Source organism: Streptomyces incarnatus (genome assembly GCF_001027185.1).
GTDB lineage: Bacteria > Actinomycetota > Actinomycetes > Streptomycetales > Streptomycetaceae > Streptomyces > Streptomyces puniciscabiei.
Genome location: NZ_CP011497.1, coordinates 8,042,357 through 8,068,504 on the forward strand (window position 1 = coordinate 8,042,357; position 26,148 = coordinate 8,068,504).

General features: G+C 73.2%; 26 protein-coding genes. 17 read left to right on the top strand and 9 right to left on the bottom strand.

From position 1 onward, the window contains the following. Positions 1 to 7 precede the first annotated feature (7 nt). Positions 8 to 997 (top strand): pirin family protein, encoded by a 990-nt coding sequence (locus ABB07_RS36725; RefSeq protein ID WP_208902755.1) that lies wholly within the window; start codon positions 8 to 10, stop codon positions 995 to 997. A 73-nt stretch (positions 998 to 1,070) separates the two neighbouring features. Beyond that, positions 1,071 to 1,409 carry a GNAT family N-acetyltransferase gene (locus ABB07_RS36730; RefSeq protein ID WP_208902756.1) on the top strand — a complete coding sequence of 113 codons (339 nt, stop codon included), beginning with the start codon at positions 1,071 to 1,073 and terminating at the stop codon, positions 1,407 to 1,409. 520 nt (positions 1,410 to 1,929) lie between these two features. Here the strand turns inward: ABB07_RS36730 and pcp are convergent. From pcp to ABB07_RS36745, 3 genes are read right to left on the bottom strand one after another with little or no spacing between them, the layout of a single operon-like run. Then, positions 1,930 to 2,580 carry a pyroglutamyl-peptidase I gene (gene pcp, locus ABB07_RS36735; protein ID WP_208902757.1) on the bottom strand — a complete coding sequence of 217 codons (651 nt, stop codon included), beginning with the start codon at positions 2,578 to 2,580 and terminating at the stop codon, positions 1,930 to 1,932. A gap of 48 nt (positions 2,581 to 2,628) precedes the next feature. After that, complete coding sequence (locus ABB07_RS36740) at positions 2,629 to 3,603, bottom strand: DUF979 domain-containing protein (protein ID WP_208902758.1); 975 nt, start codon at positions 3,601 to 3,603, stop codon at positions 2,629 to 2,631. Continuing rightward, complete coding sequence (locus tag ABB07_RS36745) at positions 3,600 to 4,319, bottom strand: DUF969 domain-containing protein (RefSeq protein WP_208902759.1); 720 nt, start codon at positions 4,317 to 4,319, stop codon at positions 3,600 to 3,602. The genes ABB07_RS36740 and ABB07_RS36745 overlap by 4 nt, the downstream gene beginning before the upstream one ends. A gap of 168 nt (positions 4,320 to 4,487) precedes the next feature. Here ABB07_RS36745 and ABB07_RS36750 point away from each other — a divergent pair, with 168 nt between their 5' ends. The 5 genes from ABB07_RS36750 (at position 4,488) to ABB07_RS36770 (ending at position 9,619) form a co-directional block, all read left to right on the top strand. After that, positions 4,488 to 5,240, top strand: a complete 753-nt coding sequence (locus tag ABB07_RS36750; RefSeq protein WP_208902760.1) for a LamB/YcsF family protein — start codon at positions 4,488 to 4,490, stop codon at positions 5,238 to 5,240. After that, on the top strand, positions 5,237 to 5,884 hold the full coding sequence (locus ABB07_RS36755; RefSeq protein WP_208902761.1) for a 5-oxoprolinase subunit B family protein: 648 nt from the start codon (positions 5,237 to 5,239) through the stop codon (positions 5,882 to 5,884). Before ABB07_RS36750 ends, ABB07_RS36755 begins: the two co-directional genes overlap by 4 nt. Continuing rightward, on the top strand, positions 5,881 to 6,738 hold the full coding sequence (locus ABB07_RS36760; RefSeq protein ID WP_208902762.1) for a 5-oxoprolinase subunit C family protein: 858 nt from the start codon (positions 5,881 to 5,883) through the stop codon (positions 6,736 to 6,738). Before ABB07_RS36755 ends, ABB07_RS36760 begins: the two co-directional genes overlap by 4 nt. 63 nt (positions 6,739 to 6,801) lie before the next feature. Further along, complete coding sequence (locus tag ABB07_RS36765; RefSeq protein ID WP_208902763.1) at positions 6,802 to 9,093, top strand: FUSC family protein; 2,292 nt, start codon at positions 6,802 to 6,804, stop codon at positions 9,091 to 9,093. A gap of 73 nt (positions 9,094 to 9,166) precedes the next feature. After that, the gene (locus ABB07_RS36770) at positions 9,167 to 9,619 is read left to right on the top strand and encodes a hypothetical protein (protein ID WP_208902764.1); all 453 of its coding nucleotides are present in this window, start codon (positions 9,167 to 9,169) and stop codon (positions 9,617 to 9,619) included. On the opposite strand, the gene ABB07_RS36775 is transcribed toward ABB07_RS36770, so the two are convergent. After that, a complete protein-coding gene (locus ABB07_RS36775) occupies positions 9,606 to 10,691 on the bottom strand; it encodes an alpha/beta hydrolase (protein ID WP_208902765.1) in 1,086 nt (361 codons plus the stop codon). The two genes, ABB07_RS36770 and ABB07_RS36775, sit on opposite strands and share 14 nt — an antisense overlap. Next, complete coding sequence (locus tag ABB07_RS36780) at positions 10,688 to 11,341, bottom strand: M15 family metallopeptidase (RefSeq protein ID WP_208902766.1); 654 nt, start codon at positions 11,339 to 11,341, stop codon at positions 10,688 to 10,690. Before ABB07_RS36780 ends, ABB07_RS36775 begins: the two co-directional genes overlap by 4 nt. A 107-nt stretch (positions 11,342 to 11,448) precedes the next feature. On the opposite strand from ABB07_RS36780, the gene ABB07_RS36785 reads away from it, so the two are divergent. Next, on the top strand, positions 11,449 to 12,012 hold the full coding sequence (locus tag ABB07_RS36785; RefSeq protein WP_208902767.1) for a hypothetical protein: 564 nt from the start codon (positions 11,449 to 11,451) through the stop codon (positions 12,010 to 12,012). Positions 12,013 to 12,063: 51 nt separating this feature from the next. Here ABB07_RS36785 and ABB07_RS36790 read toward each other — a convergent pair whose 3' ends face one another. Together ABB07_RS36790 and ABB07_RS36795 are read right to left on the bottom strand one after the other, a co-directional pair. Continuing rightward, entirely contained in the window at positions 12,064 to 12,972 is a 909-nt protein-coding gene (locus ABB07_RS36790; RefSeq protein ID WP_208902768.1) for a TolB family protein, read from the bottom strand. Between the two features lie 155 nt (positions 12,973 to 13,127). After that, entirely contained in the window at positions 13,128 to 13,607 is a 480-nt protein-coding gene (locus ABB07_RS36795) for an HIT family protein (RefSeq protein WP_208902769.1), read from the bottom strand. A gap of 219 nt (positions 13,608 to 13,826) precedes the next feature. Between ABB07_RS36795 and ABB07_RS36800 the strand changes: the two genes are divergently transcribed. The 4 genes from ABB07_RS36800 (at position 13,827) to ABB07_RS36815 (ending at position 20,108) form a co-directional block, all read left to right on the top strand. After that, positions 13,827 to 14,807, top strand: a complete 981-nt coding sequence (locus ABB07_RS36800) for an asparaginase (RefSeq protein WP_208902770.1) — start codon at positions 13,827 to 13,829, stop codon at positions 14,805 to 14,807. A 192-nt stretch (positions 14,808 to 14,999) separates the two neighbouring features. Next, positions 15,000 to 15,986, top strand: coding sequence for an ABC transporter ATP-binding protein (locus ABB07_RS36805; RefSeq protein ID WP_208902771.1), 987 nt, complete (start codon positions 15,000 to 15,002; stop codon positions 15,984 to 15,986). Next, on the top strand, positions 15,983 to 17,353 hold the full coding sequence (locus ABB07_RS36810) for an ABC transporter permease (protein ID WP_208902772.1): 1,371 nt from the start codon (positions 15,983 to 15,985) through the stop codon (positions 17,351 to 17,353). Before ABB07_RS36805 ends, ABB07_RS36810 begins: the two co-directional genes overlap by 4 nt. Before the next feature lie 4 nt (positions 17,354 to 17,357). Further along, the gene (locus ABB07_RS36815; RefSeq protein WP_208902773.1) at positions 17,358 to 20,108 is read left to right on the top strand and encodes a bifunctional YncE family protein/alkaline phosphatase family protein; all 2,751 of its coding nucleotides are present in this window, start codon (positions 17,358 to 17,360) and stop codon (positions 20,106 to 20,108) included. Positions 20,109 to 20,175: 67 nt separating this feature from the next. On the opposite strand, the gene ABB07_RS36820 is transcribed toward ABB07_RS36815, so the two are convergent. Then, a complete protein-coding gene (locus tag ABB07_RS36820; RefSeq protein WP_208902774.1) occupies positions 20,176 to 21,069 on the bottom strand; it encodes a metallophosphoesterase family protein in 894 nt (297 codons plus the stop codon). A 234-nt stretch (positions 21,070 to 21,303) separates the two neighbouring features. Between ABB07_RS36820 and ABB07_RS41210 the strand changes: the two genes are divergently transcribed. Beyond that, a complete protein-coding gene (locus tag ABB07_RS41210; RefSeq protein WP_244189645.1) occupies positions 21,304 to 21,567 on the top strand; it encodes a hypothetical protein in 264 nt (87 codons plus the stop codon). 154 nt (positions 21,568 to 21,721) lie between these two features. Beyond that, positions 21,722 to 23,119: an FAD-binding oxidoreductase gene (locus tag ABB07_RS36830; protein ID WP_208902775.1), complete on the top strand. Its 1,398-nt coding sequence runs from the start codon at positions 21,722 to 21,724 to the stop codon at positions 23,117 to 23,119. Between the two features lie 48 nt (positions 23,120 to 23,167). Here ABB07_RS36830 and ABB07_RS36835 read toward each other — a convergent pair whose 3' ends face one another. Beyond that, entirely contained in the window at positions 23,168 to 24,088 is a 921-nt protein-coding gene (locus ABB07_RS36835) for a pyridoxamine 5'-phosphate oxidase family protein (protein ID WP_208902776.1), read from the bottom strand. 218 nt (positions 24,089 to 24,306) lie between these two features. Between ABB07_RS36835 and ABB07_RS36840 the strand changes: the two genes are divergently transcribed. From ABB07_RS36840 to ABB07_RS36850, 3 genes are all read left to right on the top strand, one after another. Then, positions 24,307 to 24,933 carry an MBL fold metallo-hydrolase gene (locus ABB07_RS36840; protein WP_208902777.1) on the top strand — a complete coding sequence of 209 codons (627 nt, stop codon included), beginning with the start codon at positions 24,307 to 24,309 and terminating at the stop codon, positions 24,931 to 24,933. A 167-nt stretch (positions 24,934 to 25,100) separates the two neighbouring features. Then, positions 25,101 to 25,631, top strand: coding sequence for a CBS domain-containing protein (locus ABB07_RS36845; RefSeq protein ID WP_208902778.1), 531 nt, complete (start codon positions 25,101 to 25,103; stop codon positions 25,629 to 25,631). Between the two features lie 46 nt (positions 25,632 to 25,677). Further along, positions 25,678 to 25,953, top strand: coding sequence for a hypothetical protein (locus tag ABB07_RS36850; RefSeq protein WP_208902779.1), 276 nt, complete (start codon positions 25,678 to 25,680; stop codon positions 25,951 to 25,953). Positions 25,954 to 26,148 lie beyond the last annotated feature (195 nt).

Sequence of the window (26,148 nt, forward strand, 5' to 3'; positions counted from 1 at the left end):
GTCCACGGTGAGCAACATCGAGACGAAACCCAAGGAGCTGCGGTGCGGGGGCGCGGTCGACGCCGACCGGACCACCGGGCCGGCCCGGGTCGACGTACTGACCGCGCGCGATGTGCCCCTCGGTGGCCCCCGGGCGATGACCGTACGCCGCACGCTGCCGCAGCGCGCCCGGACCCTGATCGGCGCCTGGTGCTTCGCCGACCACTACGGCCCGGACGACGTCTCGGTCACGGGCGGCATGGACGTCGCCCCGCATCCCCACACCGGCCTGCAGACGGTCAGCTGGCTGTTCAGCGGGGAGATCGAGCACCGGGACAGCATGGGCAACCACGCGTATGTACGGCCCGGCGAGCTGAACCTCATGACGGGCGGGTACGGCATCAGCCACTCGGAGGTCTCCACCCCGCGGACCACCGTCCTGCACGGCGTGCAGCTGTGGGTGGCTCTCCCGGAGGAACACCAGGACACCGAACGGGACTTCCAGCACTACGCACCCGAGCCGGTGCAGGCGGGCGGAGCGGAGATCAGGGTCTTCCTGGGCTCCCTTGCGGGCCGGGTCTCTCCGGTGCCGGCCTTCACACCGCTGCTCGGCGCCGAGATCCTGCTCCGGCCACGCGCGACCCTCACGCTCGCCGTGGACCCCGCCTTCGAGCACGGCCTCCTGGTCGACCAGGGACCGGTGTGCCTGGCGAACACCTCGGTGGGTCCGGCGCAGCTGGGCTATGTCGCGCCGGGCGCCGACGCGTTGACCCTGACGAACGAGTCGGACGACGCGGCACGGACGGTGCTGCTCGGCGGGGCCCCGTTCGAGGAGGAGATCGTCATGTGGTGGAATTTCGTCGGCCGCAGCCACGAGGACATCGCCAAGGCCCGGGAGGACTGGCAGAACTCCTCCGATCGCTTCGGGGTGGTCGAGGGCTATCCGGGACACCGTCTTCCCGCCCCGGCCCTGCCGAACGCCGTGATCACACCGCGCAGGAATCCACCGCGCCGCTGACATCTCCGGCACGCGTCACGGTCCCCTCCGCCGCGTGCACCGACCCCACCGGCCCCCGTCCGAAAGGCACCCCATGAGCCAGCCCTCCGCCGCTCCGACCGTCGAGCACAATGGCGCCAGGAACCGCTACGAAATCATGGTCGACGGTGAGCGCGCCGGACTGACCGCGTACCGCGACCGCGGTGAACAGCGCGTCTTCTACCACACCGAGGTCGACGAGGCCTTCGCCGGGCAGGGTCTGGCCTCCCGGCTGGTCCAGGAGGTGCTCACCGATGTGCGGGAGTCCGGCAAGCGGATCGTGCCCGTCTGCCCGTACGTGGCCAAGTTCCTGAACAGGCACGAGGAGTTCGCCGACATCACCGACCCCGTCACCCCCGACGTCCTGCACTGGCTGGACACCGAACTGGGCTGACCCCAGGCGGCGATCGCACCGCGGCCGTGGAGAGAGTCGCCGGCCGTCGGGGTCAGGAGACGTCGGCAGCTGCGGAGGCGGATCCTGTGTCGAGCGCCAGTGCCTCGAAGGCGGCCTGCCAGTGGCCGGTTGTCAAGGCCGCACGTTCCACCGCCGGCAGGCCTGCCCCGAGGCGGGGCTCGGCGGCTTCCGCCGAGCACGCGCGGACCGGCCCGTCCGGCAGCGCGGCGGCGATCGTCCTCGCACCAGGTCGGCAGCCGTCGCCGTACGGCCTCGGTGGTCGCGGCGGGCGGTTCGCCCGCGTCCAGCAGGAGGCCCAGGGCGGAGGCGCTGTCGGGATGGTTCCCGTGACGTCCGGTCGAGTACGTCGCTGACCGGCGCCGTGTGCGGGGAAGGCGGGCGTGTCGCCGTGGCGCAGCAGCCGCACCATGCCTACGGCCGGCACGCGTTATGGGGTACTCCCGGGTGATGCCGGCAAGGGCCGGCCGGGCGAAGGCGGCCGCGTGTGGGCCGAGCGGCATCAGTGGGTGGCTCCCTCGGTGACCTTCAGGTCGTGCTCCGCCGGGGTGCCGGCGGCGGTGACCAGCAGGGCGCGCAGTCCGCCGGCGACCGTGGCGGGCTCCAGGGCGGGGGCGGTGCCGTCGAGGACCTGCTCGGGCGCCCAGGGAACATGGACGAAACCGCCTCGGGCACACGGGAGTTCGGTGGCGATCAGGTGGCCGAGGCCGTACGCGACGTGGTTGCAGACGAACGTGCCGGCCGTGTGCGAGACCGCGGCCGGCACGCCCGCCGCGCGCAGGGCGGCGACGCAGGCCTTGACGGGCAGGGTCGAGAAGTACGCGGCGGGGCCGCCGGGGACCACGGGTTCGTCGATGGGCTGGTTGCCCGCGTTGTCGGGGATGCGCGCGTCGTCGATGTTGATGGCGACACGTTCGACGGTGACACTGGGCCGGCCGCCCGCCTGGCCCAGGCACAGGATCAGGTCGGGCGTGGACGCGCGGACGGCATCGCGCAGGGTGTCGATGGACTCGCCGAAGACACAGGGGAGTTCGGCGGCGGTGACCGTGAGCCCGGCGGGCGGCTCGGCGGCCACGAGACGGGCCGCCTGCCAGGACGGGTTGACCTCCTGGCCGTCGAAGGGCGCGAAGCCGGTGATGAGCACGCGGGTCATGGCACTTCCTTCACGGGAGGCGTTGGTCGGGGCGAAGGCCAAGGCGGCTCAGAACGCGAAGAGCGCCATGATCATGGTGGAGCAGGCCAGGAGCGGCAGGGCGGTCGGGATCTGCGCCTTGATGGGACCGTACTGGTCCTTCAGTTCGAGCAGGGTCGCCGGGACGATGTTGAAGTTGGCGGCCATCGGGGTGCACAGCGTGCCGGAGAAGCCGGCCAGCATGCCGATCGCGAGGACGGCCGGTGCGCTGCCGTGCATCTGCTCGATGAGGACGGGCCAGCCGATGGCCGCGGTCATCACCGGGAACGCGGCGAACGCGTTGCCCATGATCACGGTGAACAGGAACATGCCGGCGCAGTACGCGACGACGGCCAGGTACTTCGAGTTGTCCGGCAGGACGTCGTGCACGAGCTTGCCGACCTGGGTGCCCACCCCGGCCAGCGCGAAGATCGAGCCGAGTACGGCGAGGAGCTGGGGCAGCAGCAGGGCGGAGCCCATCGCCTCCAGCATGGAACGCCCGGAGTGCAGCGGCACGGACAGCTTCCGCTCGCCGGTGACCAGCATGCCGACGACCAGGGCGACCAGGCAGCCGACGCCGAGCCCGAGGAGGGTGGCCTTTCCGGTCTCGAACAGCCCGGAGGTGTCGAGCAGGGAGGCGCAGACGATGGCGACGAGCGGGATCGTCAGGGCGGGGATGAAGATCCTGCTGCCGAGCCGGGCCGCGGAGGCCTCGCGTTCCTCGCCGGTGCTGGTGACCGGGACGCCCTTGCCCAGGAAGTTGAACCCGGCGAGCACGATGAGGGCGAGGACCGCGACGCCGAGCGGTTCGGCGGGCAGGGTCCAGTCGCCGTTCTTCGCGGTGGCGTCGGCGACGCCGGTGCCGTAGGGGAAGGTGAGTCCGAGCAGGCCCCAGAACGCGGCGGTCGTCCACCGCTTGGGGTTGCTGCGGTCGGCGGCCATCTGCACCGCCATGACGACGAAGACGAGGCCCACCAGCCAGTAGAGCCATTCGACCTTGATCACTTGTTCGTCTCCTTCGGCAGCGGCAGATCGTGTTCTGCGGTGGCGAGCGCCAACTCCCGGTGCAGCTGCCGGTCCAGGAGCAGCAGCCGGGCGCCGTGCACGAGGAAGGCGCAGGCGGCGACCGGGATCGCCCACAGGGCCAGCTGGGTCGGCTCGAGGTTCTGGTGGTACGTCGAGTTGACGAAGCCGGTGATCAGGAGGATCGAGCCGATCGCGATGAAGCAGTCCTCGCCGAAGAACAGGCCCACGGTGTCGGCCGACGCGGCGTAGGAGCGCACCTTCTCCCGCACGCGCTCGGGCAGCGCCGCGCCCGTCGAGCGCTCGGCGGCGGCCTCGGCCATGGGCGCGACGAGCGGCCGTACCGTCTGCGCGGGACCGCACATGCTGGTGAGGCCGAAGGCCGCGGTGATCTGGCGGAGCAGCAGATAGACGGTGAGGAACCGGCCGGTGCTCAGGCCGCCGAGCCGGCTGATCAGCCTGCGGGCCTGTTCGCGCAGGCCGTAGCGCTCCAGGAGGCCGATCACGGGCAGGACGACGGCGAAGACGGTGACCGAGCGGCTGTCGGCGAAGGACCGGCCGAAGGCCGCGAGGACCTCCAGCGGGTTCATCCTGCCGAGCAGCCCGGTGAAGACACCGGCGACGCCCACCACGAGGACGGGGTTGCGGCGCGTGACGAATCCGAGGATCACCACGACGACGCCTAGGAGAACGATCATGCGGTGGCCTTAGGCGTGAGTGGGCGGGACGCCCGAGCGGCGCGGATCCGGGGGCCCGGATCCGTGGGATGCCCGGACCCTAGGGGATCGTTCAACGATCGAACAAGGGGGCGTTCGGAAAATCCATCCCCTTGTCGGATCGTTCAACAATCCCTTACGTTGTGGGGCGTGATCGACCTCAACGCGGACCTCGGTGAAGGATTCGGCCGCTGGACCCTCACCGACGACGACGCCCTGCTCTCCGTCGTGACCAGCGCCAACGTCGCCTGCAGCTTCCACGCGGGCGACCCCTCGGTGATGCGGCGCGTCTGTGACCTCGCCGCCGAGCGCGGCGTCCGGATCGGGGCCCAGGTGTCCTACCGCGACCTGGCCGGTTTCGGCCGCCGGGCGATGGACGTACCGCCCGACGAACTGGCGGCCGAGACGGCCTACCAGATCGGGGCACTGCGGGTCTTCGCCCAGGCCGCCGGCGCCGAGGTGGCCTACGTCAAGCCGCACGGCGCGCTCTACAACCGCACCGTGCACGACACCGAGCAGGCCGCGGCCGTGGTCGAGGGCGTGCGACTGGCCGGCGGCGCGCTGTCGGTGCTCGGCCTGCCGGGGTCGGAGCTGCTCGCCGCGGCCGAGGGGGCCGGCCTCACCGCCGTACCGGAGGCCTTCGCGGACCGCGCCTACACCCCCGCGGGCACGCTCGTGTCGCGGCGCGAGACCAACGCCGTGGTGACCGACGAGGAGCTGGTCGTCCGGCGCGCGCTGGCGTTCGCGGTGGACGGTGCCGTCGAGGCCGTGGACGGTACGACGGTCGTGGTGACCGCCCGCTCCCTGTGCGTCCACGGCGACACCCCGGGCGCCGCCCGGATCGCGGCGCGGGTGCGCGCGGCCCTGGAGGCGGCCGGGATCGAGGTCGGGGCGTTCGCATGACGCAGAGCCGGTCCGTGCAGGTGCGCCTCGCCGGGCGGCACGCCGTGCTCGTCGAGCTGCCGGACGCCGAGCACACCGCGGCCTTCCACGCCGAAGTCCTCCGGCGGCGCGCGGCGGGCACCCTGCCGCCCGTCGTGGAGATCGTGCCGGGCGCCCGCACCGTACTCCTGGACGGTGTAGCGCACCCCGAGGAGCTGGCCCGCCGCATCTCCCACTGGGACGTGCCGACCCGGGCCGCCGACGGCGGGGGAGTCGTGGAGATCCCCGTGCGCTACGACGGACCCGACCTGGCCCAGGTGGCCGCCCTGTGGGGCGTCGCCGTGCACGAGGTCGCCGCACGGCACTCCGCCCACACCTTCCGCGTCGCCTTCTGCGGCTTCGCCCCCGGCTTCGGCTACCTCACCGGCCTGCCGGCGGAGCTGCACGTGCCGCGCCGCGACACCCCGCGCACCCGCGTCCCGGCCGGCGCCGTCGCGCTCGCCGGCCCCTACAGCGCGGTGTACCCGCGCGCCACCCCCGGTGGCTGGCAGCTGATCGGAACCATGCCGGACCCGACAGCGCTGTGGGACCTCGGCCGGGACCAACCGGCCCTGCTCACGCCGGGCACACGCGTACGGTTCGTGGCCGAGGACGGCACGCCATGACCGCCAAGCTCACCGTCGTGCGCTCCGGCGCCCTCACCACCGTCCAGGACGGTGGCCGTCGTGGCCACGCGCACCTGGGCGTCCCCCGCTCCGGCGCCCTCGACTCGGCCGCCCTGAGACTGGCCAATCTGCTGCTCGGCAACGCCCCGGGCGCCGCTGTCCTGGAGACCACGCTGACCGGCTGCGCCCTGCGCCCCGACCGCGGCGTGACCGTGGTGGCCGGCGGCGCACCGTGTCCGGTGACGGTCGACGGCCGGCCGGTGGCCTGGGGCGTGCCGGTACGGGTGCCCGGGGGCGCCGTGCTGGACGTGGGCGGGGTGACGGCGGGCGTGCGCTCGTACGTCGCCGTCGCCGGCGGCATCGCCGTCGAGCCGGTCCTCGGCAGCCGTTCGACGGACCTGCTGTCCGGGCTGGGCCCGGCGCCGGTGCGCGACGGGGACGTCCTCCCGGTGGGCACCCCCGCCCGGCAGCCGGCGCTTCCCGACAGCGCTCCCTGGCCGGCGCCGCCGACCGAACTGACCCTCCCGCTGCGGCTCGGCCCCCGCGCCGACTGGTTCACCCCCGGTGCGCTGCGCACCCTCACCGCGGCGACGTACCGCGTCTCGCAGCACAGCAACCGGATCGGCCTGCGCACCGAAGGGCCCGCGCTGGAGCGGGTGTCGGCCGGCGAGCTGCCGAGCGAGGGCATGGTCCTCGGCGCCGTCCAGGTGCCCCCCGACGGCCGCCCGGTGGTGTTCCTGCACGACCACCCGACCACCGGCGGCTACCCGGTGATCGGCGTCGTCACCGAGACCGCCCTGGCGGCCGCCGCGCAGGCCGCACCGGGTACGCCGGTCCGCTTCACCCCGGGCTGACCGCCGCCGCTGGGGGCGCGGCGGCGGCGTGCCGGGCGCCGGGTGGTGGGTGATTCTGGAGGGGTGGGTGGTGTCCCAGCCCGCCGGATTGCGGCGGACTACGCCGTCTCGGGCCGCCGGGCGGTACGCGTGACGCTGGTCGCCGCGGCCGGTTTCTACCTCTTCCGCTACGGCCTCGACCGGCCCGTGGCGGCCACCTACGCGCTGTTCGCCTCCGTGGCCCTGGGCGGACTCGCGAGGATCCCGGGCACCGGCCGGCAGCGGGCCGCGACGGCGCTGCGCCTGCTCCCGGTGTGCTGGCTGCTGGTCGCCGTCGGCACCTTTCTGTCGGTGCGCACCTGGAGCGCCGTCGTCGGCATGCTGGCGGTGGGCTTCATGCTGGGCTTCGCCGCCGTGGGCGGTCCACGCCCGGCTGGGGCGGCGCCCGGACTGCAACTGCTGTACATCCTCCCGTCGTTCCCCCCGTACGCCCCCGCCACCCTCGGCGAGCGCCTGGCTGGGACGAGCACCGGCCTGGCCCTCTTCATCGCCGCCGAGGCCCTGATCCTTCCCGAGCCCGGCCCGCCCTCGTACCGGGCACGGGCCGCCCACGCCGGGCGAACCGCCGCACACTGCGCGGCGCTCCTCGCCGCGCCGCCGTACGCCCTGACCGGCCCGGACATCCGGGCGGCCGGGGAGAGCAGCCGGTCGCTGCGGCCCCTGACCGTGCCGGAGGCGGAACGCCCGGCCGGGCCGGGCGTGCGCGACCGCGCCCTCGCCCACACCGGCCTGGCCACGCGCACCCTGCTCAGCCGCCTGGCGCAGCTGCCCGTCCCGCCCGGCGGGGAGCCGGGATCCGAGGTGACCGCCGTGCTGCGAGCCGTCGCCGGGCTGGCCGCGGCGACCGCGGACTGCCTGGGCAACGGGCCGTCACCGGTGACCCCGTACGAGCACCTGGCCGTGGCCCGCGCGCACCTGTCGGCCGTCTCCGCGGCCCCGGCCCCCGCCCGGGATCCAGCGCCCGGAGCCCCGGCTCCCACCGGTGGTCCGGCGCCCGGAACCCCGGCCACCGCCGGTGATCTGGCGTCCGGAACCGCGGCCACCGCCGGTGATCCGGCGCCCGGAACCGCTCGCGCGCCGGATTTCCCGCCCGCGGTGCTGCGCCGGCACGCCGCCGTGCTGGAGATCGCCGACGCCGCGCTCACCATGGCCACGGCGGCCGATCTCGCCGTACACGGACGGCGTGCCGCGGTGCCGGTCGCGCAGGGCCGCTTCTGGTACGCCGGGACCTGGACGCCGCTCCTGTGGTGGCACCGGGTGCGCGGCCACGCCGGGCGCCGGTCGGTGTTCTTCCAGAACGCGGTCCGCATCGCCCTGGCACTGACCGCGGCCCGGCTCGTGGCCGGGGTGGACACGCTGCCCCACGGCTTCTGGGCCACCCTGGCGACGCTCACCCTCACCCGGACCACCATGGACGAGACCTGGCACACCATCCGGCTCGCCCTCGCGGGGACCCTGGCCGGGGCCCTCGTCACCGCCGGGACGCTGAGCCTGGCCGGGACCGACACCGCCGTCTACGCCGTCGCCCTGCCGGTGTGGATGCTGTTCGCCTTCACGGTGGGCCCGGTCAAGGGCGTCGGCTGGGCACAGGGCCTGTTCACCGTGCTCGTGGCCCTGGTCTTCGCCCAGCTGGCACCGCCGACCTGGCGCCTGGCGGAGGTCAGGATGCTGGACGTGCTCGTCGGCAGCGCGATCGGTGCCGTCTTCGGACTGCTGGCCTGGCCGCGCGGCGCCCATGACGAGCTGCGCCAGGCGGCGGCGGAACTCCTGCGCAGGGCAGCCGAGATCGTGGTGGCGACCGGCGCCTCGGTGGCGGGCGGCGGTGCGGTGACCGCGCCGTCCGGGGTGTCCGGGCACCGGTCGCTGCACCGCGCGGTCGTCCTCGCCGAGTCCGCGTACGCCCAGTTCCAGAGCGAGCCGACACCGTTCGGCGGCATGCCGAGCCGGACCGCCGCGCGCCGCGTCGACTGGCAGGCCGCGCTGATGGCCGGCCACCACACGCTGTGGGGTTCGGTACGGCTGCTGGCGCCGCCGCCGGCCGGACTCGGCCGTTCGGCGGCCGATTCCGTCAGCGGGCTGGGGGACCGCGTGGCCGGGCGGATGCTGCTGATCTCGGCGGCCCTGGATCCCGGAGCGGACACGCCGGCCGGGCCGGTTCCGCTGATCGATCCGGCGCTCGTCGGGTCCGCCGCCGAGCCGCCCGGCGCGCCGCGCCTGTACTACGCGACCGTGTCGTGGCTCGACTCGCTGCTGACCGACCTGACCCGGATCGCCCGCGCCGGCCCCGAGCCCGGACCGGGCCCGCATCCACCGTGACCGTGCCGCCGGATCCGGCCGCAGCCGGCCGCGGCGCCGTTTGGCCCATGGCACGGCGGGGACCCGGAGCGACATGTTCCGAACCATCGCGCGGGGCTGTGCCGCCGGTGCGGCCGGCACCACCGCGCTGAACGCCGTCACCTATCTGGACATGGCGGTGCGCGCCCGGCCCTTGAGCGGCACCCCCGAAGCCGTCGTGGACAAGGTCACCACCAAGGTGGGGCACCCGGTCCGGGGCGGGGAAGGGCGGGACAACCGGCTCTCCGGACTGGGGGCCCTGTCGGGCATCGCCGTCGGCGTCGGGACGGGCGCCGTGGTCGCACTGCTGCACCGCGCCGGTCTGCGGCCGCACGCCTGGCTGGGCGCCACGCTGACCGGGGCCCTGGCGATGACGCTGGCCGACGCGCCGATCGCCGGCCTGGACATCAGCGACCCGCGCACCTGGTCGCCCGCCGACTGGGCCTCGGACGCCGTCCCGCACCTCGCCTACGGCCTGGTCACCTACGGGGTCATCACGTCCGGTTGAGGATGCGCCGCAGCCAGCGGGTACGGGCCTCGCGGGCCTCCCGGCTGAGCGCCGCCCGTGGCGCGAGGGTGTCGAAGCCGTGGAAGGCGCCGGGCCAGACGTGCAGTTCGGCCCGGCCGCCGGCCCGCCAGATCGCCTGGGCGTAGGCCACGGCCTCGTCCCGCAGGGTCTCGGCCGAGCCGACCTCGACATAGGCCGGGGGCAGCCCGGACAGATCCCTCGCGCGGGCCGGAGCCGCGTAGGGCGGCAGCTCCGCGGCGCCGTACCGGTCGCCCAGCACCGCCTGCCACGCCGTCGCGTTGGAGGTCCGGTCCCAGGTGTCGACCCCGGCCATCTGACGGCTGGAGAAGGTGCGGTCGCGGTCGTCGAGCATCGGGCACAGGAGCAGTTGCCCGATCGGGGCGGGCCCGCCCCGGTCACGGGTGAGCAGGGCGAGTGCCGCGGCGAGTCCGCCGCCGGCACTCTTTCCCCCGACGACGACACGGCTCGCGTCGATGCCCAGCTCCGCCGCGTGCCCGGCCACCCTGACTAGCCCCGCGTAACAGTCCTCCACCGCCGCCGGGTACCGCGCCCCGGGTGCCAGCCGGTACTCGACGGAGACGACGGCCAACTCCAGGGGCGCGGCCCACTCGCGCAGCAGCCGCGGCAGCACGGACCACGCGTTGCCCGTGATCATTCCGCCGCCGTGCAGGTAGTACAGCAGGGGCAGTGGCCCGGAGATCCCGGCGGGCCGTGCGCTCACCAGGGTGACGTCCGGGCCGCCCGGCGGCCCCGGCACCCGCAGCTCCTCCACCTCGAAGCGGCCGTCGGCCCGGAGTTCCCCGACCGTCGGCCTGGGGCGCTCGGCAGCGTCCCGCTCCTGCCGGGCGGCGAGGTTCTGAGGGGTGTACGGCTCCCTTGCCAAGGCCCGCGGACCGGCCAGTGCCTCGGCCAGTTCGGGGTCGAACGGCGGTACCGCCCGCGCCGCCGGGGGACCGGTCTCCGGCGGCACGTCGTCCGCGAGGTCCCTACGGCCCACTGCGTCGGCTGCCGGTCCCGGGCCGTCGGGACGGCGGGCCGCAGCCCGGCTCATCCGAGCTCCCGCGAGCCGTACAGAGCGGTGCCGGCACCGGTCGAGAGAGCCCAGTAGCGGTCGCCGTAGGACCAATGCCACCATTCCGTCGGGTAGTTGACGAGGCCGACGGCACCCAGCGCGGCGCCGAGGACGCGGCGGTTGGCCCGCGCCTCGGGGCCGATCGTGGCGGCGTCCGTATAGCAGGCGCCGTCGCTCTCCTCCGGGTCGGCGTTCACCCGGGTGCCCATGTCGAGTTCACGCCCCTCGGCGTCCACGAGCGTGAGGTCCACCGCGGCGCCGGCGCTGTGCGGCGCGATCTCCGGCGGCGACACATACCGGCTCGCGGCCTCCCGTACTCGCGCCGGCGGCCAGTCCGGGTGCGCGGCCCGCAGCGAGTCCGCGTAGCGCTCGTAGTACTGGCGCTGCAGTGCGGGCGGCCGGTACCCCTCGACGAACAGCAGGCGCAGGCCGTCCGGGAGGAGTTGCTGCGCCCTGAGCAGACGGATCAGGACCCCTTCCCGCAGATGCGCGAACGCGCCCGACGGTTCCGCCCTGCGCGCGTCCACGGCGAGGGTGTCCCGCAGCCGGACGTCGACCAGCGGTTCGCCGCACTCGGTCACGGGGACGGCAGCGACCCTCGGATCCGCCATCAGCACGAGTTCGTTCATGCACCGATCCTCCCCGGCCGTCCGGTCAACCGTGGCCGTCTCCGCCGGTCTTGGCCCGAAGCCGTCGGTCCTGGTAGTCATGGCCTGTGCGATTCGAGAGTGTTCCCATGCCGGCGGCGGTCGAGGCGCGGCCCCGTGACGTCCGTGGGTATCCGGTGCCGGCGATCACCCCCTGGGACGGGGAGGAGCCCCAGTTCGCGCTGACCGACTACGAACGCAGCGCCGCCTGTGCGCGGAAGCGTCTGTGCTCGGTGTGCAACCAGGGCATGCCGCAGGGGCCGGTGTGGCGTGTGGTGGGGGCCGCGGAGAGCGCCGCGATCGGGGAGGCGCTGGCCGCCGGGCGGCCCTACCGCAATCTCGCGCCCACCCTCGAAGGACCGGGGCACCGTGCGTGCATGCTGTACGCCTCCATGGTCTGCCCCTATCTGGCCCGGCCCAACGCCCGGCGCGGCATGTCGGCGGCGGAGCCGGACGACATGACCTCGCATGTGGTGCGGGGCGCCGTCCGGGGCGCGCTGGGTGCGGTGGTGGGCTTCGGCGAGTACGAGTACGCCGTCACCGCCGGCCGGGTGCTCTTCCGGTTCCTCGACGTCGTCGAGTTCCTGCCGCACGACACCGCCGACGCGCACCTGGACGAACTGCGGGCCGAGCTCGCCCGGACCGCGAAGTGACCCGCACTCCGCGCCCCGGACGCGCCCGGCCCGCTGCGCCGTTCGACGATGTCAGGGGCGGTACGCCGCCAGGCCGACCGCCGAGGTGACCTTCGTCGGCCGGCCCGTGCCGTCGGCCGGCAGGGTCACCGTGCCGGACGGGGTGCGCACCGCGAGGGTCTTGCCGTCCGGGGACCAGGCGGGCTCGGTGTAGTCGGTCGTGGCGTGCGGCGTGAGGTCCTTGACGTGGTTGCCGTGCGTGAAGTCCTCCACGAGCACGTGGTCGTGGCCGGCGACGGAGCGCACGAAGACGACCTCCTCCTCGTTCGGGGACAGCGCCGGCTGGGAGCCCTGGGTGAGCTTGCCGCCCTGCTGGCGCAGGTAGTCGTCGCGGATGTAGACCTCGCCGTTGTGGTCGTTGGCGTACACCGAGGTGCCGTAGTGGCCGGCCGCGTTCGGCCAGACGTTGCCGGTCTGCGGCAGCGCACCGCCCGGACCCGGGTCGCCGTACAGGGACAGCGTCTTGGGCGTGCCGTGGACGGCCTTGGCGGAGATGTACTTCAGCCGGGACACGTTGTTCGCGCGCGCCGCGAAGATGAGGTTGTCCTTGGCGGGGATGCCGTTCTGGGTGTCCTTGGCGGTCACCTGCCAGGTCGGGTGGGACCAGTTCTGGTTTCCGGGGTTCTTGGCGACGACGACGCGCCCGCTGCCGTCGGGGTTGGCGATGTCCAGGTTGCCGGAGCCGTCGACGAAGGCGGCCTTCTTGCCGTCCGGCGACCAGGCCAGGTCCCGGACGGGCACGCCGAAGTTCACCTTGTGGCCGCCGATCAGCACGTACGTGGAGCCGTTGCTGATGGTCAGGGTGCCGTGCGAGGCGGTGGCGGCGGCCGAGGCGGCGCCGGAGGCGCCCAGCAGTGCCGTGCCGGTGACGGCCGCGGCCACGGCGATGGCGGCCGCCATGGTGCGGGTACGCGTGGTCATGTCTGTATTCCCCCAGGAACCTGGACTGGTCGACTGGTCGAGTCGCTCGGTGAAACCGAGCCTGACAGGCCCTGATCTTCGAATCGTCCGTTCACCGTCACAGCGGCGTAACACAGAGCCCGCGCACGCGTCCCGCTCGGCACCGGCGCACACGCTCAGGACAGGGGCGCCGTCGAGTCCAGCTCGCTCCCGATCGCGTCCCGCAGCCCGTCGTGCCGCGGGCCGAGCCCGAACCGCTCGTCCCGCCACCGGTCCGGCGGATACAGCCACACGGGCTTGCCCACCAGCTCGGGCGGCTCCCACTCGAACCGGGGCCAGACATGGGCGTGCAGGAACGGGTCCGTGTTGCCGAGGATCTCCAGGTTCACCCTGCGGAAGGCGGGGTCCAGCCGCCGGCAGGCCCGCTCCACGGCCTCGCCGAGCCGGTCCATGTCGGACAGGAACGCCAGCCGCTTGGTCCTCGGCAGGTCGGACAGCCGCTGCACACCGGGCTCGTCCACCATGAGGACGGAGTATCCGGGCAGGAACTGCACGTCGCCGATCACCGCGAACCCCGCCTGAAGCCGCCGTAGCACCGTCGGGTTCTCACCCCGCAGAGCAGCCCCGATCCGATCCGTGCGCCAGTCATCGATCATGGTCCCACCATACGGCCCGCCCGTACCGGCAAGATCATGAACTGCGCCATCGCCTCGGACCAGCATTCCGGGGGTGGGGCTCCGCTCCGGTCCTGCCCGCCCCCGCGCGGCCGGGCACGAGTACGGTGCGGTGCGACCCGTTCATCCGGCCGGCTGCCCGGCGATCCCGGGGACGGCCGGGCGGGCCGTACCCGATCCCCGACCGGAAGGTGACCGCCGATGTCCCAGCCCGTCAACGCCACCCCGGGTGCGAGCAATTCGGGCGCCCCGGTGCTCGCCGAGGTCGTCCGCTCCGGATTCGTCGAGGGGCGGCACCGGGGGAGCGTGGTGCTGCTCGCCGCGGACGGCACGGTGGAGTGGGCGCTCGGCGATGTGACCTCTCCCGTCTTCCCGCGGTCCGCCAACAAGCCCATGCAGGCGGCGGGCGTGCTGCGGGCCGGACTCGACCTCGGGGGCGAACGGCTGGCCCTGGCCGCCGCGAGCCACTCCGGCGAGCCGTTCCATCGCGACCTGGTGCGCGCGATGCTCGACGAGCACGGGCTGACCCCGCAGCACCTCCGGTGCCCGCCCTCCCTCCCGCTGGACCCGGAGGAGCAGGAGGCCTGGCTGGCGGCCGGCGGGCGGCGGGACCGGGTGGCCATGAACTGCTCCGGCAAGCACACGGCGATGCTGGCCGCCGCCGCGCTGCGGGACTGGCCGCTGGAGTCCTACCTGGACCCGGACCATCCGCTCCAGCGCGTCATCCGCACGGTCGTGGAGGAGGCGGCCGGTGAACCGGTGGCCGCCGTCGGCGTGGACGGCTGCGGGGCGCCGCTGATGGCGATCTCCCTGACCGGCCTCGCCCGCGCGTTCCGCTCCTTCGTTCTCGCCGTACCCGGCACACCCGGACGACGGGTCGCCGACGCCATGCGCGCCCACCCCGAGTACGTCGCCGGCACCCACCGCCACGACACCTGGCTCATGCGGGGGATACCGGGCGTCCTGTCGAAGGTGGGCGCGGAAGCCGTGCAGGCCCTGGCCCTGCCCGACGGCCGGTCCCTGGCCCTCAAGCTGGAGGACGGCTCGGCCCGGGCGCTCGGCCCCGTGCTGGCCCGTGCGTTGCGCCTGATGGGGGTCACCGCACCCGTCGTGGACCGCGTCGGCCGTACGCCGGTGCTCGGTGGAGGGCAGGAGGTGGGGGAGGTGCGCGCGGTGTTCTGACGTGCGCACTCACCTCGGCAGCTCAATGATGCACCGTCAGAAGAGCTATGCAGCAGGTGAGTTGGGGAATCCTCTCGGTTGTCGGCGCGGCGCATGTCTGTCGTCTTCCGTTCCCTGAGCGTTCAACTGGCGATTCCTGTGAGTGCGGTGTCCTCTCCCTAGGGTCCTTGAGGCTTTCGAAAGAAGGGGCTCATGGACTCACTCCTCGCGATCCGGGCTCGCGGGATCACCAAGTGTTTCGGTGATGTCGTCGCACTCGACGGCGTCGATCTGGATGTGGCGCAGGGACAGATCCACGGTCTGGTCGGACCGAACGGCGCCGGCAAGACGACGCTGCTGGGGCTCCTGCTCGGCCTGGCCGTGGCCGACAGCGGCCGCCTCGAGATCCTCGGTACGCCGACGGGCAGGACGTGCGCCGCTCCCGACGGTGTCGCCGGGTTCGTGGACGGGCCGGGGCTCTATCCCTCGCTCACCGCCAGGCAGAATCTCGCCGCGCTCGCCGCACTGCGCGGCCGGGACGCGCGCACGGCGGGCGTCGACGGCGTACTCGACCAGGTCGGGCTCACCGATGTCGCCGACGACCGGATCCGCGGCTTCTCCCTGGGCATGCGGCAACGGCTCGGGCTGGCGGCCGCCCTGCTCACCAGGCCCCGGCTGCTCGTGCTCGACGAACCGTCCAACGGCCTCGACCCGGCCGGCAAGAAGCACGTACACGGAGTCCTCGCCGGTCTCGCCGAGCAGGGGACCAGCGTCGTGCTGTCCAGCCACCGCATGGACGACCTCGAGGCGCTGTGCTCCGACGTCACCATCCTCGCCACCGGGCGGGTCGTCTTCTCCGGTCCGCTGAGCAAGCTGGCCGCCGAGAACCGTGAACTCGACTACCGGCTGCTCACCTCCGACCCGCGGACCGCCCGCCGACTGGCTGCCGCCACGCCCGGTGTCCACCTCGCCGACGGAGCCGCAGGACGTCACGGCGCCGACGTGCTCGTCGTACGCGCGCTGGTGCCGGCCCTCGACGAACTGGTGACCCGGCTCGTGCAGTCGGGCATCGCCCTGCGCGAACTAGCCCCCGTGGTGTCCCCGCTCGAGGCCGCCTTCCTGGCCCTCACCGAGCGGCAACAGCGCGCCGGCACCCCGTCGCGGACGAGCGACGCACAGCCGCAGGAGGCCCGCCGATGACCGCCACCGCAACCGTCGCCGCCACCACCCCCGCCTCGGGCACCGAGCGCGTCCCGGTGGCGCGCGCCTACCGCTTCGAACTGGTCAAGCTCGTCTCGCAATGGCGGATCCGCCTGCTGGTCCTCGCCTGCTGGATCGCTCCGGCGCTCTTCGTCGCGGGAGTGAGTCAGCAGAGCACGCTGCCCGCCGACACCCTCTTCGGCCGCTGGATGCTCGCCACGGGATGGGCCGGACCCCTGGTGATCCTCGGTTTCTCGGGCACCTGGGCGCTGCCGCTGCTGACGTCCGTCGTCGCCGGTGACGTCTTCGCCGCCGAGGACCGGCTCGGCACCTGGCGTCACCTGCTCGTGGCGATTCGCTCGCCCCGCCGGATCTTCGCGGCGAAGGCACTGGCCAGCGGCACGGTGATCCTGCTGCTCGTGACCGGCCTGGCCGCTTCCGGTACGGCCGGCGGTCTCGTGGCGGTCGGCAGCCATCCGCTGGTCGGCCTCGACGGCCATCTGCTGGCGCCGGGGGACGCCGCCGGCAAGGTGCTGCTCGCCTGGGCCTGTGTGCTCGCCCCGACACTGGCCCTCGCCGGGATCGGCCTGCTGGGGTCCGTGGTGCTGGGGCGGTCCCCGATGGGGCTGCTGCTTCCCGCGGTCGTCGCGCTCGCGATGCAGCTCGCCCAGATGCTGCCGCTCCCCGTCGCCGTACGACTCGCCCTGCCCAGCTGGGCGTTCATCGCCTGGAAGGGGCTGTTCACCAGCCCGGCAGAGCTCGGCCCGCTGGTGGTGGGCATCGTTGTCAGCCTGGTGTGGGCGGCCGTCGCGACGGCGCTGGCCCTTCTGCTCTTCCTGCGGCGGGACTTCACCAACCCCACCGACGACGGCTCGGGGCGCCGCGCGGTCACCGCCGCACTCCTGCCGCTCGTCGGGCTGGTGGCCGCCTCGGTCGCCGCCGTCGCGGCGGTGCCGGGGGCGACGACGAGCTCCGGGATCGAGCAGGACAAGGTGCAGCGCTCGCTCGCCACGGAGTTCGCCCACCTCTACCGCATGCAGACCAGGCAGCTGAACCGCCCCCAGGTCACCGAGGCGCAGCTGAAGGCGGCGGCGGCCTGCACCAAGGGCGGCGTCGCGGACGCCGCGGAGGGCGTCGGCAACGACTGGCGCTGCGTCGTCTCCTGGCACCTGCCCGGCGTCGCGGCCACCGGACAGGCCGTCTACCAGCTCGACATCACCGCCGACGGGCGGTTCGTGGCCGACGGCGACGGACCGAAGGAAGTGAACGGCTACTTCCTGGTGCGGACTTCGACCGGGGACGCACCGAACCCCCTCTGGCAGTTCGACGGCGACGTCGAACTTCTCTCCACCTCCCCGAAGGGATGACGCCATGCAGATAACCCGCCGCCGCCGGCAAGTCGAGAAGGAGTACTTCGACCTGCTCGGCAGACGTGTCGGCCGCCGGGCAGCGCTGCTCACGGCATGCATCACCACGGCCGCCCTCGCCACCGGCACCGCCGTCGCCTCCACCCGCCAGTTCGGCACCGACCAGGTCGGCCAGGTCACCGACAAGGGCCAGGTCGTCTCCGGCGACCAGTACATCTCCCCGTACGGCAGCCGGCTGGTCATCAACGACGGCAAGATCATGTCGTCGACGGTCAGCCCGGACGGCGGCCACCTCGCGGCCGCGGTCGCCGACGGCGATGCCGCGCTGGTCGTCGTGGACCTCAAGACCGGCCAGGTGAAGCAGAAGGTCGGCGCCAACGCGGCGGACGACCTGCGCATCAAGAGCGGTTCCGTCGGCCAGGAGGGCCCGGCGTACTCGCCCGACGGCAAGCAGCTCTGGCTGGGCCAGACCGACGGCTACACCAGGTTCACGGTGAACGCCGACGGCACCCTCACCGACCCGGCCACCATCTCCGTCCCGGCCGACGGCAGCAGGCACGCCCTGGCGAGCGCGGCCGTGTTCTCCGCCGACGGCTCCACCGTGTACTCCGCCGTCAACGGCCAGAACCGGGTCGTCGCCCTCGACGCGGCCACCGGCGCCGTCAAGCAGAGCTGGTCCGTGGGCAACGCCCCGCGCGGCATGGCCCGGGTCGGCGACAAGCTCTTCGTCAGCAACGAGGGCGGCCGCCCGGCCAAGCCCGGCGACACCACGATCAACTCCTACGGCACCCAGATCCCGGCCAACCCGAAGACCGCCGCCACCACCACCGGCACGGTCAGCGTCATCGACCTGGCGAACCCGTCCGTCGCGGTCGGCACCATCGACGTCGGACTGCACCCGACCGCCGTGTACGCCAGGAACGGGGCGGTGTTCGTCACCAACACCGCCGACAACAACGTGTCGGTCATCGACACCAAGAAGGACAAGGTCGTCCAGACCATCTCCACCCAGCCCTGGCCGGAGGCCTCGGTCGGTTACGAGCCCAACGCGGTGACGCTCACCGACGACGGTCATCTGCTGGTGACGCTCGGCCGCGCCAACGCCGTCGCCGTCTACCGCTACACCTCCGCGCAGGAGCCGGTCTCCTACGTCGGCCTCCTCCCCACGGACTACTTCCCCTCCGAGATCACCGCGGTCGGCAGGACGGTGGTCGTCTCCAACACCCGCGGCATCGACGCCCGCCGCCCCGACAGCGCCGGTCACGGCACCCACGACACGACCTCCAGCCTGACGCAGTTCGCGCTGCCCAGCGACCGCGTCATCCGCTCCGAGACCCGCAAGGTCTTCCAGCAGAACGGCTGGACCGAGGGCTCGGTCCAGCCGGCGAACAAGAACAGCAAGGCCAGGCCGGTGCCGGTCCCGGCGCGGCTCGGGGACCCCTCGACGATCAAGCACGTCTTCCTGATCGTCAAGGAGAACCGGACCTACGACCAGGTCTACGGCGACATCCCGAAGGGCAACGGCGACCCGTCGCTGACGCAGTTCGGCGAGAACGTGACGCCCAACCAGCACGCGCTGGCCGAGCAGTTCGGGCTCTACGACAACACGTACGACATCGGCACCAACTCGGCCGAGGGCCACAACTGGCTGATGCAGGCCGACAACCCCGAGTACACCGAGTCCTCGGCCGGTGAGTACCAGCGCAGCTACGACACCGAGGACGACGCGCTCGGCCACCAGAAGACCGGTTTCCTGTGGACCGGAGCGCAGGCCGCGGGCAGGACCGTGCGGGACTTCGGCGAGTTCCAGCAGTTCCTGACCAAGCCGTCCGGCGCGAGCTGGCAGAACCTGTACTGCGACGCCAAGAACATGGCGGCGACCGGGCAGGGCACCGCCTACCCGCTGAACTCGTCCTCGCCGATCCCGTCGCTCAACAGCGTGTCGGTGCCCGGCTTCCCGAAGTTCGACACCAGCGTCCCGGACGTCTACCGGGAGCAGATCTGGAAGCAGGACTTCGAGAAGAACGGTCCGGCGAACCTCAACATGTTCTGGCTCTCCAGCGACCACACCGGCGGTCCGGCGAGCCCCGCCGCCCAGGTCGCCGACAACGACCTCGCGACCGGCAGGATCGTCGACGAGATCTCGCACAGCACGTACTGGAAGGACTCGGTGATCTTCGTCGTCGAGGACGACTCCCAGGCCGGCCTCGACCACGTCGACGGCCACCGTGCCCCGATCCAGATCATCAGCCCCTGGGCCCGGCACGACACGGTCGACAGCCACTACTACTCGCAGATCACGATGATCCGCACCATCGAGCAGATCCTCGGGATCCGCCCGATGAACCAGAAGGACACCGCGGCCACCCCGATGCGCGGCGCCTTCACCGGTCACCCGGACTACACGCCGTTCACGGCGCTGCCCAACCGGACCTCGCTCACCGACGGCCTGAGCACCCCGCCGTCCTGCGGCGTGGACACCCCGGCGAAGCAGGACCCCAAGGCGGCGCTCGTCCCGGCGACGAAGGTCCCGGCGGACAAGGGGCCGCTGGTGGCCGAGTGGCAGGCCTGGAAGGCGAAGCAGCGGCTGACCGGGCCGAACGCCGTGCCCGACTACGCCAACCCCGCGCAGATGAACCACCTCACCTGGTACCAGACGCACAACTGGCAGCAGCCGTACCCCGGTGAGAAGAAGATCTACGCGCCGAACGACGTACCCGGTGCCTACATCCCGTCGTCGGAGTCCGACGGCTGACACGGAACGCCCCGTCGAGGACCCCTGGCCGGCCGCACCGCCCGCCAGGGGTCCTCGGCGTCCGGGGTCAGGGCACCCGTACGGCCTTCACCGGCTCACGGCCCGGCCCGAGCCGCTCGATGACCTCGCGCATCTCCTCCGCGTCCGCCTCGTAGACGGTCTCGCCCAGGCGCGGGTCGCGTGCGTGCAGGGTGTGGATCAGGGGGCCGTGCGGGGTGCCGAGCCGGACGAGAGACGCGGAGGGGCCGTGTACGGCGCGTTCGGTGCCGGGGCGGGCCGTCAGGTCGACACGGCTGACGACACCGGGTGTGATCCAGACGGTGGCCTGCTCCAGCCGGCCGAGCAGCTGGAGGTGGAAGTGGCCGCAGAGGACCAGTTCCACGTCGGTGCCGCGGATCGTGTCCCCGAGTTCCTGGGCGTTGGCCAGTCCGAGTGCCTGCTGCACCTCGACGTCCAGGGCGATGGGCGGGTGGTGGAGGGCCACGACCGTGCCGTGTGCGGCCGGGGTGGCCAAGACGCCGCGCAGCCAGTGCAGTTGGGCCCAGCTGAGCCGGCCGTACCCCTTGCCGGGGACCAGGGTGTCCAGGGTGACCAGCCGCCATCCGCCGAGCGTGCTGGCGGCGGCCCGTTCGCCTTCGGGCCCTTCGCACACGGCGTCCGGGTCCTCGTGACCGCTGCCGAGCACATCGGCGAAGGCGCCGCGCTCGTCGTGGTTGCCGGTGGTGTAGAAGACGCGTGCGCCACGCTCGCGCGCGAAGCCGCCCAGGAGGTCGCGGGCCCGTAGGTACGCCTCGCGGGAACCGTCGTCCGCGACGTCCCCGGTGACCACGACGGCGTCCAGGTCACGCAACTGCTCCAGCTCCGCCAGCATGCGGCGCAGCGCAGCGGTGCCGTCGGCACCGTCGGCGTCCGGGCCGCCGGCGCGGTCGAGGTGGGTGTCGGACAGGTGGAGGATCCTCATGCGGCCAACGTAACGCTCTCACAAGGGAATTGACCGTGAGGTGCCTGTTGACCTCGTCCGCGTCGGGGCGGGGGTGGGCATGGAGCAGAGCGTGTACGAGTCCGTCACGTACTCCGGGACGTGTCAGGACTGTGGCGGGGAGCTGGAGTGCCAGGGTGTGCAGGCGCTCGTCGGTGGCCGGCTGCGGTGGGACGTCGAGTCGGTGTGTTCCGCCTGTGGGTTCGCGGTGGCCGTGTGCGGCGGGGAGCTGCCGGACCAGCGCGGGACCGGCTGCTCGCGGAGTACGGACCGGCGACGCTGCGTGTGACCGGGGCGTCGGCGAGCAGTGCCGTGATCATGCGGGTGCTGCGGGCGGAACTCGGCGTCGACCTGGTGACTGGCAAGATCCTGCTGCGCCGGGTGCTGTGCGGGGACCACTCCGGAACCCTTCCGGAGATGGAGCTCCTGGCCCGGAGCCTGCGCGCGTCCGGGATCGCCGCCACGGCCACTCGGCCGTAGCCTCGGCCGGCGTTCCCGGTTCGCAAGGTGCAGAGATCCCAATCGGGCATAGCCTGGCGAAGAGGAGGAAACATGTCGCTTTCCCGGCAGCGGCAGGCGCCACCGGATCCCGCCCGGCGGGAAACAGAACGCGTACCTCGGAGAAGGCCCGGCCATGAACACCATCGACGACACGGCTGTCGGCGGTCTGCGTGAGGGACTGCGGGGATCCGTGATCACACCGCAGGACCCCGGCTACGACGCGGCTCGCAGCATCCACAACGCCATGATCGACCGACGGCCGGCCGCCTTCGCGCAGTGCGCGGACGTGGCGGACGTGCGGGCGGTGATCTCCTTCGCCCGGGACACCGGCGTCCAGCTCGCGGTGCGCGGCGGCGGCCACAGCGGCCCGGGACTGTGCCTGGTCGACGACGGACTCGTGCTCGACCTGACACCTATGCGCTGGGTCAGGGTGGATCCCGAGACGGACACCGTCCAGGTGGGCGGCGGCAGCCTGATCGCAGACCTCGACCATGCCACACACGCCTTCGGGCGCGCCGTACCGTCCGGAATCGTCTCGACCACCGGCGTCGGCGGTCTCACCCTGGGCGGCGGCCACGGCCACCTCACCCGCAGACACGGCCTGACCATCGACAGCCTGCTGTCGGCCGACGTCGTCCTCGCCGACGGCAGCTACGTCACCGCGTCCCCGTCGAGTCACCCGGAGCTGTTCTGGGCGCTGCGCGGCGGCGGCGGCAACTTCGGCGTGGTGACGTCGTTCACCTTCCGGCTCCACCCGGCCGGCACCGTCGGCTTCGCCGTGACGCTGTGGCCCCTCGACCGCACCCCCGAAGTGCTGCGCTGGTACCGGGAGTTCCTGCCTGCCGCGCCGGACGAGCTGAGCGGGTTCTTCGCCCTGCTCGTCGTACCGCCCGGCCCGCCCTTCCCCGAGCCGGTCCACGGGCAGAAGATGTGCGGGGTCGTGTGGTGCTACACCGGCGACCTCTCCGACGAACGCCTGGCGGCGGTGTTCGCCGTGGTGAACGAGCCGGCGCCGCCGGCCTTCCACTTCGCCGCCCCGATGCCCTACCCGGCCCTGCAGACCATGTTCGACGAACTGCTCCGCCCGGGACTGCAGTGGTACTGGCGCGGCGCCTTCTTCGAGGCCGTCTCCGACGCGGCGATCGACGTGCACCACAGGTACGGGCAGAACATCCCGACAGGACTGTCGACCATGCACCTGTACCCGGTGGACGGGGCGGCCCACCAGATCGACGCCGACGGGACCGCGTGGGCCTACCGGGACGCCCTCTGGTCGGGCGTGATCGCCGGCATCGACCCGGACCCCGCCAACGCCGAGGCGATCCGCCAGTGGTGCGTCGACTACTGGAGCGACCTGCACCCGCACTCCATGGGCGGTTCGTACGTGAACTTCCTCGGCCACGGGGAGAGCCCGGACCGGGTCCGCGCCACCTATCGCGGCCACTACGACCGGCTGGCATCGGTGAAGCGCGCCTACGACCCGGACAACCTCTTCCACGCCAACCAGAACATCCCGCCGGCCCCGGACTGACACACGCGTCCGCGGTCGTCGACGGCGCCCGGCCGGGGCCAGCGGTGTCTACCCCTCGGCCGGAGTGATCCGGCGTCCCGTGAGGCTCGTGGGCCGGATCGACACCCACATCTCGCGCTCACCACCCGCCCACGGCGTGGTGTAGGCCTGCCGGGCGAGCCTCCGTACGGTGTCCGGATCCGTCACGACGCTCGCCGGGCCGACGGCGAGCACGCTCCAGCCCTGGCTCAGGGCCTCGTCCAGGTGATCGACCTCGAAGGCGACCTCCCGTTCGGCGGCCGCCGCGGCCACGGAGTCGGGCGCGGTCCGGAAGACGATGGCGTCGTCGACGACGTCGTAGTTGACCGGGACCACCGCCGGGCGGCCGGCGGGCGTCGACACCGAGACCCGGCCCACGCCGTGCGTGGACAGCAGCGTGCGGCATTCCTCCGGGTCGAGGTCGCGCAGGGCGGGGTGGCGCAGCGCGTAACCCTGACCGGGTGGGAGATCGAGGCCTGCGCCGCGCAGGGCGGCGACCGTGGTGCCCAGGGCGTCGGCCAGCCTGACGAGCGTCGCCGGCGTCGGGTCGGCGGGGCGTTCCTCGAGGTACGCCAGGTAGTCGGGCGACATCCGGGCACGGCCGGCCGCCTCCGCGCGGCTGAGGCCCTGCCGCCTGCGCTGGAGGGCCACACGCCGGCCGATGTCACCCGGGCCCGCCGCCCCTTGCGGTGGAGCGGTCGGTGACACGGCGGTCACCTCACCCGTGTTCTGTCCTGGCTGGTGCGTGGCCGCCGCCTGATCGTGGTGCAGCGGGCGCACATGTGCGTCGGGTCCGGGGAACACGAGGGTCACTTCGTCCGTGTCCGACCAGCGCACGTCGTAGGGAGGTGTTCCGTCCGCATGGTGGAGTCCCACGATCTCGCCGTCGCGCCTGGTGGCACCGGTCGCCGGACTTTCCACGACGAGCCGGTCGCCGAGGTGAGCTCGCATGGTCGCCGCCCTCTCCGCACAGTGGTGCTGTATCCGACCCGACACGCGCCGCGGGCGCCCGCCTTCCCCTCCCCGTTCCACCATCGACCGTCGGGGGACCTTCTGCCACAGGGCCGAAGGCTCATGGTCACGGCTGAGACGCTGGTCGCGGCTGAGACGACGAACGGGTCACGTTCCCGGGAGGCGACGGAAGGCGAGGGCGAGGGGAGGTGACGGGTATGACGCGTCGGCTCCGGCTGACGCTGCTCGGGGTGGGCGCCATGGCATCCCCGCGGTTCGCCCCGGCCGGCCTGCTGGTCGCCTACGGCCGTCATCGCGTCGCGTTCGACGGCGGCCCCGGTGCGGAGCCGCCCGAGGGCCGGCTGGACGCCTGGCTCGTCACCGATGAGCACGCCGAGCTGCGTACCGCCCTGCGGCGTCTCGCCGCCGAGCGCGGGCTGGTGCCGCGCATGACGGACGCAGACCTGGGCGAGCTGCGTGTCCGCGCGCTGCCCGTCGCGCACACCTCCCATCCCACCTGCGGTTACCGCATCGAGGCAGAGCCGGGCACGGTGGTGTGGGCACCGGAGTTCTGGACCTTCCCGGCCTGGGCGGCAGCGGCGGACCTCATGTTCGCCGAAGCCTCGTGCTGGGACCGCCCCATCCGCTTCCGCGGCGGCGTGGGCGGGCACGCCCCCGTACGGGAGGTCGGCGCGGAAGCGGTCCGCAACCGGGTCGGACGGCTGGTCTACGCGCACATCGGCCGTCCCTGCCTCCGCGCGATGGACGCCGGCCTGACCCCCGGGTACGGGGAGTGGGGCCGCGAGGGCCGTACGTACGTCCTGCCACGCCACCGGGCGCGCTGACGGCGGTCGAGCGCACGGGCCGGCGGAGGGTGGGCCGGGTGGTCCCGTACCCGGTGCCGGGGGTGGGGCCAATGGCCCGCCGAGGGGCCGAAAGGCCCCATGACAGGGGCCGCTCGTCCGGTGAGCGTGGAAGGGCACGGGGCGCGCACCGGTGCTGCCCGACAGGGATGACCGAGCCGGTCGCGCGGTACGAGGAGGCGACCGTGGACGAGCAACTCGCGGTGCGGAGTCTGATGGACGCCGCCCCCTACGCGATCGGTGAGGACGAGAGCGTGCTGATGGCCTGGGAGGTCATGGAGCGGTCGGAGCAGCGCCAGCTCCCGGTTGTCCGCGCGGACGGCTGCTGTGCCGGAGTCCTGGACCGCGCCGAGCTGGCGGTGGCCTGCGCCGCCGCGGCCGCGACGCTGTCCCGCAGCAAGGTGCGCGAGCTCGTGCACGCCCGCCGCACCGTCACGGTCCACCCCGAGGAATCGGTGCTGCGCGCGGCGGCCGTGATGACCGAGGAGGATCTCGACGCCCTGCCCGTCACGGATCCGCGCGGGCGGCTGGTCGGCCTGCTCACGGCCCGGGACTACGTGGCCGCCGCCGCGGGCCTGCACACCCGCGCCGAGTCCGCCGGCCGGAGTCCCGCGCGGGCCACCCTGGACGGGCTGCCGCCCCGCCGTGCGCCACAGCCACGCGGAATCGTCATTCCGTAGCGGTTCCGCGCACGGAGTCGCTCACTCATGAAGGGAGGCTGACGTCATGGTCTGGGCATCATGGACCACCCCCGGTGTCTTCACCGGCCGGGGCGGCGCGCGCACCGAGGAGGCGGGGGTCGTCGTGGGCGACCTCACCGTCCACACCACCTGGGACGGCACCGAGGCCGACGTGTCGGTGCAGTACACGGGCACCTCCGAATGGTTCACCCTCACCGGAAGCCCCGTTCCCTGCCGTTCCGAGGTGCTCAGCCGGCAACTGCACCAGGCCGCCGTGGAAGCGGTCAAGGCAGGCGGCGGCTCCACCGTCCCCCGACTCTGACGAACCGCACGAGACGTGGCTCCGCTGTACGGCGCAAGGCCACCTCGGTGCGGTACGAGCCGACGGCACCGACCAGTTCGCCTGTGCCGGCGGCCTCCACGGTCAGTTGTGGTCGCCGTCGGGCGTCCCGGTGGCCTGTTCTTCGGCCCACGCCAGGAAACCCCGGTGTCCCGCCGTCCGGCCGGTCGGCTCGCG